Source organism: Paenibacillus ginsengihumi DSM 21568 (genome assembly GCF_000380965.1).
In the GTDB taxonomy this organism is placed as follows: domain Bacteria; phylum Bacillota; class Bacilli; order Paenibacillales; family NBRC-103111; genus Paenibacillus_G; species Paenibacillus_G ginsengihumi.
This window is the reverse complement of sequence record NZ_KB905563.1, coordinates 77,599-88,172: the sequence shown is the minus strand read 5'-3', so window position 1 is coordinate 88,172 and position 10,574 is coordinate 77,599. Positions and strand designations below refer to the sequence as shown.

11 protein-coding genes and 1 rRNA gene are annotated in these 10,574 nt (G+C 56.6%); 6 read left to right on the top strand and 6 right to left on the bottom strand.

The annotated features are described in order from the left end of the window. Window positions 1-273: ribosomal RNA gene (locus F591_RS0110790) — 16S ribosomal RNA — on the bottom strand; the annotation flags it as partial. A gap of 745 nt (window positions 274-1,018) precedes the next feature. Then, complete coding sequence (locus F591_RS0110785) at window positions 1,019-1,606, bottom strand: TetR/AcrR family transcriptional regulator (RefSeq protein WP_019534612.1); 588 nt, start codon at window positions 1,604-1,606, stop codon at window positions 1,019-1,021. A 131-nt stretch (window positions 1,607-1,737) separates the two neighbouring features. Here F591_RS0110785 and F591_RS0110780 point away from each other — a divergent pair, with 131 nt between their 5' ends. Further along, a complete protein-coding gene (locus tag F591_RS0110780) occupies window positions 1,738-2,277 on the top strand; it encodes a hypothetical protein (protein ID WP_019534611.1) in 540 nt (179 codons plus the stop codon). A gap of 76 nt (window positions 2,278-2,353) precedes the next feature. Here the strand turns inward: F591_RS0110780 and F591_RS0110775 are convergent, their stop codons facing one another. Beyond that, a complete protein-coding gene (locus F591_RS0110775; RefSeq protein ID WP_156829519.1) occupies window positions 2,354-2,764 on the bottom strand; it encodes a VOC family protein in 411 nt (136 codons plus the stop codon). A gap of 266 nt (window positions 2,765-3,030) precedes the next feature. Between F591_RS0110775 and F591_RS0110770 the strand changes: the two genes are divergently transcribed. From F591_RS0110770 to F591_RS29525, 5 genes are all read left to right on the top strand, one after another. After that, window positions 3,031-3,432, top strand: a complete 402-nt coding sequence (locus F591_RS0110770; protein WP_019534609.1) for a BlaI/MecI/CopY family transcriptional regulator — start codon at window positions 3,031-3,033, stop codon at window positions 3,430-3,432. Beyond that, complete coding sequence (locus tag F591_RS0110765; RefSeq protein WP_019534608.1) at window positions 3,432-3,725, top strand: hypothetical protein; 294 nt, start codon at window positions 3,432-3,434, stop codon at window positions 3,723-3,725. The genes F591_RS0110770 and F591_RS0110765 overlap by 1 nt, the downstream gene beginning before the upstream one ends. Before the next feature lie 67 nt (window positions 3,726-3,792). After that, complete coding sequence (locus F591_RS0110760; RefSeq protein WP_169445846.1) at window positions 3,793-4,965, top strand: M56 family metallopeptidase; 1,173 nt, start codon at window positions 3,793-3,795, stop codon at window positions 4,963-4,965. A 128-nt stretch (window positions 4,966-5,093) separates the two neighbouring features. After that, window positions 5,094-5,474 carry a hypothetical protein gene (locus F591_RS0110755; protein ID WP_156829518.1) on the top strand — a complete coding sequence of 127 codons (381 nt, stop codon included), beginning with the start codon at window positions 5,094-5,096 and terminating at the stop codon, window positions 5,472-5,474. A 164-nt stretch (window positions 5,475-5,638) separates the two neighbouring features. Further along, window positions 5,639-5,950, top strand: a complete 312-nt coding sequence (locus tag F591_RS29525) for an HXXEE domain-containing protein (RefSeq protein ID WP_019534605.1) — start codon at window positions 5,639-5,641, stop codon at window positions 5,948-5,950. Window positions 5,951-5,966: 16 nt separating this feature from the next. On the opposite strand, the gene F591_RS0110745 is transcribed toward F591_RS29525, so the two are convergent. Genes F591_RS0110745 through F591_RS0110735 form a run of 3 tightly spaced genes read right to left on the bottom strand, consistent with a single transcriptional unit; the run spans window position 5,967 to window position 10,570 of the window. Beyond that, window positions 5,967-7,046 carry a glycosyl hydrolase family 18 protein gene (locus F591_RS0110745; protein WP_019534604.1) on the bottom strand — a complete coding sequence of 360 codons (1,080 nt, stop codon included), beginning with the start codon at window positions 7,044-7,046 and terminating at the stop codon, window positions 5,967-5,969. 18 nt (window positions 7,047-7,064) lie between these two features. Further along, entirely contained in the window at window positions 7,065-8,756 is a 1,692-nt protein-coding gene (locus F591_RS0110740; protein ID WP_019534603.1) for a polysaccharide deacetylase family protein, read from the bottom strand. Between the two features lie 29 nt (window positions 8,757-8,785). After that, entirely contained in the window at window positions 8,786-10,570 is a 1,785-nt protein-coding gene (locus F591_RS0110735) for a glycosyltransferase family 2 protein (RefSeq protein ID WP_425414351.1), read from the bottom strand. Window positions 10,571-10,574: the final 4 nt, after the last annotated feature.

Here is a 10,574-nt window from a genome sequence, read left to right as displayed (position 1 = left end):
CGTTACCCTGCCAACTAGCTAATGCGCCGCAGGCCCATCCGTAAGCCGCAGATTGCTCCGCGTTTCTTGGCTCCCCCATGCGAAGAAGCCACCTATCCGGTATTAGCTACCGTTTCCGGTAGTTATCCCGGTCTTCCGGGCAGGTTGCCTACGTGTTACTCACCCGTCCGCCGCTCCGGATAATTCCCCGAAGGAAACCATCCAGCGCTCGACTTGCATGTATTAGGCACGCCGCCAGCGTTCGTCCTGAGCCAGGATCAAACTCTCCAATAAATATCACCCCAAAAAGTGACCCGAATGCTCCGAAGCTTATTCCGATTACTTTTCGGGGACCCCGGAAACCTAAACCGGGATTGGATGCTGATTTAGCTCATTGCATTGACTTGCTTAAAGTCGCACAAACACTTGCTCGTTGTTCAGTTTTCAAAGGACAAGTTATCTTGCTTGTCCGAGCCGCTCTCACGGCCGGAGTTCTAACTTACCACATTTCGTAGCTCGTAATCAAGAGGTTTTTTCTACCAGACCATCGGAATCGCTCCAACAGCCGAAGGAAATCCCTTCTTGATTCCTAACGTTCATCCCGCCTCTCAGGCAGGAATCCAATGTAGCACATCCGTCGTTCATTTGCAAGAGGTTTGTGAATCCAAAAATAAGGGTTCCCCTTAAACTCAGACGTTATAACCTGTTGTGCCGAACTATGCGATGCTCTATCAAATTTTATCGCTATCTGAAAGAGACAGCTCGAATAATATATCACGGTTTCGGATGGAATGCAACCCCTAATTTTCGTATTCTGTGATAAATCACTAGATAACCGTCGCTAAATATTCATTTTACAAAAAACAGTCGTTGGAAACAATGTGAACAGATCTCCAAGTGCTTCATGGATTTGTGGATATTAATAAATCTATTTAAGAAGCTGGGGAACCACCGACGATAATTAAACGTACCGATTCGAATAAGGATGGTTGATCGGCTATCGCTTTACACGCGGCTCTCGTCTATGAGCAGAGCGAGGCTATTTGACGCAAATCGAATCGAGATGCCGAGTCAGCACCTGTACGATCCGTTCCGGATGCAGCCGGCGGGATTCCAGCAGCGCATGCAGTGCCAGACCATTGACCAAGGCATACAGCCGTTCCACCTCAACTTCTTGATCGAGATCGCGCCGCAGCAGGCCATTGCCGTCCAAAAATTCGAGAAGCCGGTGCATCCCCTTGAGAATGCCGTCATCCTGCGTGTCGGTATCCTGCTTCATATATTTGGCGTGAAACGTGAACGCAAACCAGACCTCCATTTCGGCCATCTTCTGCTCATCGACCGGCACCAGCTCCAGCAGGATACTCAGCGCTTTGTCTTTTGGAGGCAGATCGCTCTCGATGATGAAACGGACACGGTCGGTTACCCGCTCTTTAACAAGGCTCATGGCAAAATCAAGCAGCTCGTCCTGCGTGGAAAAATAGTGGCGCAGCGCCCCCAAGGACAAGCCTGCCTCTTTGGCAATATTGCGCACCGTCGCCCCTTTCATGCCTTTCTCTTGAATGACCCGCCAAGCCGCCTCGGCAATATGATGTTTTCTTTCCCCGTGATCGACGATTTTAGGCATGCATTTATTGTAGCACTTAGACAGCCGGTTAACAAACAAAATAATACAGTTGTATTATAAAAAGCAGGATGATATACTTCCACTTGACTCATCATAATGAAACATTTCTTCAGAAGGATGGTGGGATAAGATTGAATTTTGTCGCCTGGTTGATCGTTGCCAGTGAGATTGCATTTTGGATTGTCATTATATTGGGCCTCGCCGCGCGTTATTTATTCAAGCAAAAGAAGCTGGGTCTGCTGCTGCTCGCTTTGACGCCGGTCATCGACCTGATCCTGCTGATCATTACGACCGTGGATTTGTACCGCGGAGCCGTCGCCTCGACCGCTCATGCGATTGCAGCCGTCTATATCGGCGTATCGATCGCTTTTGGAAAAAGCATGATCGAATGGGCGGACGAACGTTTTCGCTATTATGTAACCAAAGAAGGCCCCAAGCCGAAAGCATTGTACGGCATGGAGCACGCCAAACATTATTTCAAAAGCTGGTTCAGACATGCGCTTGCTTACGCGATCGGCGCCGGACTCTTGGCCGGTTCGATTTATCTTATCAACGATGCTCCCAGGACGGAAGCGCTGGCCGGCGTTTTGAAATTGTGGACGGTCGTACTGGGCATTGACTTGATTATTGCTGTGTCTCATTTTATTTGGCCGAAAAAAGCGAAAGCTTAATCCGACACGCTGCAAAAATAAAAAGAGCCGCTTCCCGAGGCAAGCGGCTTCGCATCGTTTCATTCGAGCATCATAATTATTCCGGGAGATCCCACTGAGGATTCCAGACGACTTCCCACAAATGGCCGTCCGGGTCGAGAAAATGGCCGGAGTATCCGCCCCAAAAAGCATCGTGCGGCGGGTCTGTGATGATCGCCCCCGCTTGTCTAGCTTGCTCCATGACCTTGTCCACTTCTTCCTTGCTGCCGACGTTATGTCCTATCGTCATTTCGGTGGAGCTGGGCGGTCTCAGCTCGACCTTCGTTTCATGCGCGAGATCTTTGCGGCTCCACAGAGCCAGCTTCAATCCCCCTTCCAGCTCAAAAAAAGCGACGGCGCCATGCTCGAATTCCCTTCCTACGATCCCTTCCGTCGGCAGCCCCAATCCGTCGCGGTAAAAGGCGACTGCTCTCTCCAAATCGTCCACGCCCAAGGTGAATACGGTAATGCGGGGGGTTCATATCCCCTCGTCTCCCTTCCCCAGCAGCGTTTTTTGCTTTGGAAAAACATTCCCGAGGAAGCTTTTCTGCACAAAAAGGCACTCTTCACGCTTTTATCGAGGTCCTCTCAAGGGCGAGCGAGCGCGGGTTGGCGGCCGCGCAAGAGGGAGAGCACACGTGTTCTTTTTTCAAAAGACTATAAATATAATCCAAATCCGTGCCGATATACTTTGTATAAATCGAAACGCCGCCGCAAAGGGGGAGGTTTTCTGCATTGAAGCGAAAAGACAAGCGAATTGCTCCTTCCGAGCTAGTTGTCATGAAGGTTCTGTGGAAGGAAAACAGGTGTACGGCCAGCGACATTGTGGATAAGGTGTCCAAGCAATCCAACTGGCATTTTCGCACGATCAAGACGCTGCTGCGCAATCTGGTGAACAAGCAGTTTGTCGGATATACGGTGGATGAACGCGATAGCCGCATCTACTATTACTTCCCGCTCGTTGCAGAGGAGGATTATTTGCGGCAGGAACGCCAGCAATTCCTGGATATGTATTATGGCGGCAACCGCAGCGCCCTGTTGGTCGGATTTCTAAAAGACGGAAATTTGTCCGCTCGCGAGGCGGAGGAGCTCAGACGAATGTTGACAGACGAAACCGATAGCGAGGAGCGCCGCTGATGGATATTTTGCTGCCTCTCCTTGTCGTGAAAGGGCTGGAACTGACGCTGACCGCTTCCGTCATCGCGTTCGTCGCCTTGCTGCTTCGCCGATTCGGACGCAGCTTACTGGGCCCGCGCGCGATTTGCTGGCTTTGGCTCCTTGTCCTGCTGAAGCTTTCTCTGCCGCTATCCGTCCCCAGTCCGTTCAGCATGGAAAACGGGCTCGATCGATATCTCTATGGCACATACGGAGTCACGGGCGTATTGACTGCAGCCGGAAAACATTGGAACGAGATGAGCAAAAAGGGCTGAGGAGGGAGACACCACTTCCGCGCCATCTCGGGAAATGCGCATGTATCGCAATGGGGAAGAAATGACAATGCCCCTCCCTCCTGCGGATCGCCAGCTGCTTGAGTCCGTCCGGGCCCAGACGGGACTGACCAATGTTCTGATCGCCATGGCCTGCTTATGGCTTGGAGGCAGCTGCATTTATGCCGCTATTGGTTGGGCGCGGGGGCTTCGGACACGCCGTCTTATTCAGTCCGCGCTGCCCTGCGAGGACCCGGAGCTGCTGCAACTGCTTGAATCGTGCAAGAAGGAGGCCGGAATCCGCGGACATGTGCGCCTGCTGCGTTCGGGCTCCCTGTTTCCCGCGCTTTATGGGGCATTCAGGCCTACAATTTTGCTGCCCTACGACTACGACAGGAAATATTCGGCAGAAGAATTGCGGTTTATCCTGCTGCACGAGCTGATGCATTGCAAGTATAAAGACCTTCTGTTGTTCGACTTCTCCCGTCTGCTGCAGATCATGTATTGGCTGAATCCCGTCGTGCATGCGGCGATGGCAGCATATCGGGACGATATGGAGCTTCGCTGCGATTCCCGCGTGCTCCAACTGCTGAGCCGCGAAGAAAGAACCCGTTACGGCATGCTGCTCATCAAGCAAGGCGAGATGAACAGCCCGTCGGCAGCGCCTGCTGCCTTCGGCGCGAATTGGTTGGCAGGCCGCTCCCAACTGATCGAACGAATCGGGCAAATTGCCCGCTTCCGATCGGAACGCCGCAGCAAAGCGAAGGCGATGGCATCTGTTGTCCTTATCGCGACCCTCTTTCTTTGGATGCTCCCGTCCCACCATTTGTATGCGACGATGTATCGTGATAATACGCCGACATTATACGTATTTTGGCTTCATGAACAAGCGAACCCCGGAAGTATGCAGACCATCACCAGCATGGCGGAGCAAATGTCCGGCGTTGCAGCCGCAACCCCGCAAGTTGCCTTGCTTCTAAAGTCGAATGTCGACATGCCAATCGTTCAGCAGACCTGGGTCCGCCTGCGGCTCCTCTCGGAAGCGGGGAAAGAAGCGCCTATTGCTGTGGAGACGAGGCCGATTCGCGACCGGATTCGGGAGGCTGGACTTCGGGAAGGCAAGCTGCTCATTATGCTGCAGTATCCGTACGCATATGCCAAGTACTGGGGGTTCGGTATCAGCAAAAATGCAGTTACAGATTTGTCCAGCATCGAGCGCTTGGAACGATTGAACGTGTATTGACTTCGCGCTTGATAGCCAGCCTGCATTGCCTTTAAAGCGCATACTTTTTTGCGGACAAAAAGACTATCTTTATAGTCCCTATATAAAGACACTATATAAAGACATAATCGAAGAAAGGATGATCATTGGTGCAAGTGACAGTTTGGGGAGACAAAACGTGCCTATGCACGGAATCGCCGGCCGGCAAGCCGGACGCGGCGCAAGGAAAGCAGCCTTTTGCCTATTATCTGGATCCGCTGATAACCGGCTCACCTTATGGACATTGGTTAAGCTCCACACTTACCGTCGGGCTATCAACCATGGGGCTAGCCTCTTATCCGCCCTATCCGCAATTCCCGTACCGTTACGGTTTCCCGTTATTGAGCAGCGGAAACAGCGATCTGTTCAGTCTGGCTCTGTCATTAAACGCCTGGAACAGCCTGTCCTATCCGTCATCGTACAGTTATTCGACGGGATGGGGAACGAAGCGGCCGCTCGGCGGGTCTTCCTTTTTCGACCTGAGGCTGTAGACCGGCAGAACCATCGCGGCCTTTCCAGCCGGTCGCTTGCCGCCGCCAAAGATGCTCGATAAGAAGATGGTCGTCAACACGATCCGCATTTTCAAGCGAAAGGAAGGGGAACCCTGTTCTGGCCGAGCAGTACGCTGATAAGCCTGGAAGCTCTGATCTGCCTTATGCCGCTCGCCTTCTTCATCCATGACGGAGAAGAAATTGCAACAACATACCTGACTCTCAGAGACTACGACAGCGGCGGCCAACTGAATACGCTGTTCGTCGGCATCGTTGCCGTGATTCTGCTTGACGTGGCGAAGCATGTCGGGGTTAGCCTGGTATCGGGGAAGTATTCGTCTGGCGTCATCACAGCGGCGGTTGTCGAAATTCCCTATGCCGCCTATACGCTTTATCGCTTGTTCGATGCAGCTGCAGCCGATGTCCATGCCAACAACCGCCCGGGCCGGTCGGCCTGGGCGGTGATGAGCAGATAGACAGGGCTAATTCAGCTTATAAGCTTCCCAGATAGTCCAGCGAGGCTTTGGACAGCCCGCCCATCCGCCATATGGCGGCTCGGGTCACCCCTCTTTGCTTCGCCGCGTCGATCCAGCCCTGCAGCGTGGCGGCATCCGCATACCATACGGTGTGCTCGGCGCCCTGCCAGTCCGTATACGTAAAATATAGCGAGCCGCTCGCCTCGTCGCGCTGCGGCTGAACGCCCGCCGCCTGCGCCAGCCGGATGGCGTCCGTCTCCATGAGCGCCGTCGCCTTCCCCGCGGCGTCCCAATCGAAGCCGCCCGTCGCAAATGCGAGGACGGGCGCTCCCGGCACATGCTCCAGCCTCTTGGCCAGCTTGCCGATGTACGCCAGGTCCGTCTTCGGCCCCGGGCCGCTGTGCGTCCCGTACAAATTATAGGCCATCATAACGTACTCCGGCCCTTCGGGCAGCTCGAGCCGCTCGACGGGGGCTCCGGGCTCCAGCACGATGCGCAGCTTCAGCCACTCGGCCGCAAGCGCCCGGTGCAGCTCGCCGAACAGGCGAACGACATTCGGCCAGTCCGCTTGCGCGACGCGCTCGTAATCCAGCTCGATGCCGTCCATGCCGTATTGCTTGGCCGCCGCGACGACGGCAGCGATATGCGCTTTCCGGCTTGACTCCGAAGCCGCCAGCCGGGATACGAGGCCGCTGTCCTTCAGCAGCGACGTGGCGTCTCCCTTGACGATGTCGTTGACGATCGTCAAATACCGTTCGTAGCCGGCTTTGCCGCCTGCCGGTAGCCCTGGCCGCTGCACCGCCTCCAGCAGCTTGAAGAAATCGTCGCGGAACAGCAGCTTATCCCGTTCGTCGAAGTAAGCCCCGAACAGCTGCACGCTTTCCGGAGAGCCGGAAAGCGACGCCCAATCGGCCGCTCCGAGCTTGTAATCCCAGTCGGCCACCCACACGGACAGCCTGGTTTGGGCCATAGGCTCCTTCGCCCCCGACAGCCCGAGCCCGCTTCGCAGATCGCCGCCGCAGCGCCAGAGCGCCGCTCCGATCATCGCAGCGGCGAATACGGCAGGCAGAATCCCCCTGCTCCATACTCGGTTCATTGCAACGTTCCTTTCGCGTCAAAACGTCTCGATCGCCCAATCCACGGCCCGGCGGTAGGCGCGGGCGACCGTCTGGCCCAGCAACTGCAGCACGTTCAGCCGATTGCTGTAGAGCTGCTTGCCCTGCGCTTCTTCCCCGGCGACAGCCTCCCTCACTTCGATAGCTTCGAATACGCCGTCATAGATCGTATCCTGCTCGTCATACTCGTTCCATCTGGCGTCCTCAGGGCTCGCTTTGGCAGCCAGCGTCAGCGCTCCGGAGGCGATACGCTCATCGATCGGCTGGCCGCTTAGCACCTCGCTGCCGTCCAACGCGACGGACAGCTTGCCGTCCAGCAGCTGCACGCGCAGCCTGGCCCGGTTCCGGCCGTCTGCAGCCGCCTCGAACGGAACCGACAGCAGCTTCTCCGGCTCTTCGCCAGGCGCCTTCTGCTCCACCGCGAACTCCCCCTCGCGCAGCAGCAGCCGCACGTAGGCAGCTCCGTCTCCGCTGTACCGCAGGAAGACGCTCTGCTCGCCGCTGTAATGCCCGCCAAGCCGCAGCCGCAGATCGACGTTGTCCCAGGCTTCGCTGCCCGGCAGCGCCAGCATTCCCGCGTCGCTCGGCGGCGACGTCAGCGCGATCCGGTCGCCGGCGAATTCCGCGGCGCCGGCGATCAGCTTCCACTGTTCGGCCCGCGTCTTATCGCCCGTCACGAAAGCGAGATCGCGGCCCGAAGCGCGGCGCAGTTCCATCAACAGATGGTTCGTTTCCCAATAGGGCGCAGGCTGCAGCCGGGTCAAATTCAGCGGGCTGTCCTTCGCCGTATTCATCGCATTCCCCTCGCGGTTGAAGTGGAGCTGAAACAGCTCGCGGATGCCCTTGTCGTTGGCCGCCTGCACCAGCGGGTTCATTCCGTTATACAGCGTATTGGCGTGCATAATCATATACGTGCGGGGCACGTACCCGAGCGCTTGCGTGTAGATGTTCTTCATCTTCTCGTAATCGCTGCCGATCCGCGCTTCCATCTCGTCGCGATGTTCGATCGGCACGCCGTCCGCATCGCGAATGAAGTCCATCAAGTAATGCGTATAATACCGCGCGGTTTTCTGCTCCGGGAATTCGCCCGGAGCGCGCTCGCCCAGAAATTGGCCGTGTTCGTCAACGATGTTGATATAGGACAGCCGGTACCCGTTGCTGCCGAGCTCCCAGTACCCGCTGCGCGTCATCTTGAGCAGCTCCTTGGGCTGGAGGAATTTCCCTTCTCTGCTGCCGAACTTGTTGGCATACGTCAGCAGCGTCGCCTTGAAATTATACTTCTTCAGCAGCGGCTCGGCAAACAGCGCCGAATCGTTGCGGCCGTCCTCGAACGAGAGGAACAGCGCCTTCTCCGGCAGCGGCTTGCCCTCGTTGTAATAGGCCAGCACGTCGTCCTGCGAAATCGTCACATAGCCTCGCTCGTACAGCGCCTTGAGCTGCTCCTCCAGCTTCTCCTTCGCGATCAGCTCGCTTGTGCCGCTATGGTCCACTCCGAAATAGGAGACGGCAACGAACCCGTTCCGGCTGTTCCAGCGGGAGCGATCCGGCTCGTCATAGCCGTTCCACGTGAACAGCGCCTTGACGATCAGGCCGGCGAGAAAGGCCAGGATCACGATCTGAACGGCCACTCGGCAAGCCTTGATCCGATCTTTGCGGCGGTAGTCGAGCGCTTTGCTGCGTTGTTCTCTCATTGCGGCATCCAGTCCTTCGTTTTGTATCATTAGAACGGAAGTCCGAACCGTCCGCGCGTTTTGCGCTTACGGGCTTCTTTGCGTTCCCTGGCCTTAACGTCCTGAGGCGTCTCCCGCGTTCCCCAGGTCGACTTCCAGAACGTCACCCAGGCGACAGGCATTTGCCACAGCAGCACCAGCTCATAGAACAGACAGAACACGATACCGAACACCCATAACCGGCTTTTGCGGAAAAACAGATGGGCGAAGCTCATCAGCAGCGCCATCAGCAGCAGCCCCATCAGGAATGTACTTGGAAAAATGCCGTGCGCCAGCGGGACGTAAACGAGATTGTACAGCACGATGATCGGCGCGGCGATCGGCACGATCAGACCGATGTAGAAAAACAAGGCCATGAATGGCTCCTTGCGCCAAATAAAGGAGCTGGCGATGAGCGATTCGCGCAGCCACGAGCGCTTCCAGCGCATCTGCTGCCTGAGGAATACGCCCAGCTTCGACGGCACGATCGTCGAGCAGACGGCGGAATCCTGATAGCCTGTCCGATGCGTGCGCAGCACGAAGTTGGTCATCGCCCGGTCGTCTCCGAACGTGGCCGGCTGACCCAGAAACTTCTGGTTCAGCCAGGCGTCGGCATGCCTGAGCACAAGCTCCTTCCGATAACAGGACAGCGGGCCCGACAAGCAGGTAACGCTGTCGAAGTAGGATTCCGCAGCTTTCATAATGCGGAATGCGATATAATAACGGACGGTCTGCAGCTTGGTCATGGCATTCGTGAATTTGTTCTCGACGTCCGTCCGCCCGGCGACGCCGCCCATCTTCGGGTCCTGGAACGGCTGCACGAGATGCCGGATTGCCGTCGGCGCGAGGAAGCTGTCGGAATCGACGAAGACGACCAGGTCGTGCTTCGCCAGCTTCACGCCCTGCACCAGCGCTTCCCGCTTGCCCCCGTTGCGGGGCATAACGACAAGCCGCAGCCGCTCCTTCGTGGCGAAGCGCGTCGCCTCGTTATGGATGCGCGCGATCATTTCCTCCATCCGGGCGACCGAATTGTCGGTGGAGCGGTCGTCCACCACGATGACCTCCAGCTTGTCAATCGGGTAATCCTGGTTAATGCAGCTTCGGATCGTGCGCTGAATCCACTCTTCCTCGTTAAAGCACGGGATAATGATCGATACGCCCGGCGTAAAGTCGGGATTGACCGGCACGTCCCGGTGCAGCGCCCCGAACAAATAGCGGGACAGCAGAAACGCCGCAGCGATCAGACTGTACAAATAAAGCAAGGAATTGTATTTGAAATAAAGGACGCTTTCCGTGCGCATCAGCACGACGATGAGCGAGGCGGCAAGCAGCATCGCGCTTGCCGTATAGACGGAATACCCCCATCTTCTGCGCCGAAAATATTCGGAAAGCGGCTTGACGAAGGCGAAGGCAGCCATCTGGCGCCCATCCTCGGCGCGAAAGCTTCTGGCGACCTTGGCGTCCAGCCTGACGCGCGATTCGAAGCCTTCGGGCATCGTACCTGGCGGAATATCGAAGCTCAGCCGGTATGTCTTATCGCCTTGAAGCGCGCCGCAACCGTCAGGCAGGGCGACGAGAATCCCGCTGGCGGAAATGTCGGCGGCCGTGCCGACGATATGCTCCTTGCGATGGCTTCCGCTCGCCCGCAGCCCGACCGCGAAGCTGGCCGCATAGCGAACGCTCAGGTCGTCGCCCTGCCTGCGATCGCCCCCGGAGCGAATCCGCTCCGGGTCGGGCACATTGGAGAGCATGCGCCGGTCCGGCTTCGGCAGCGCCATAATTTCCTTTTGGGGCATAGCG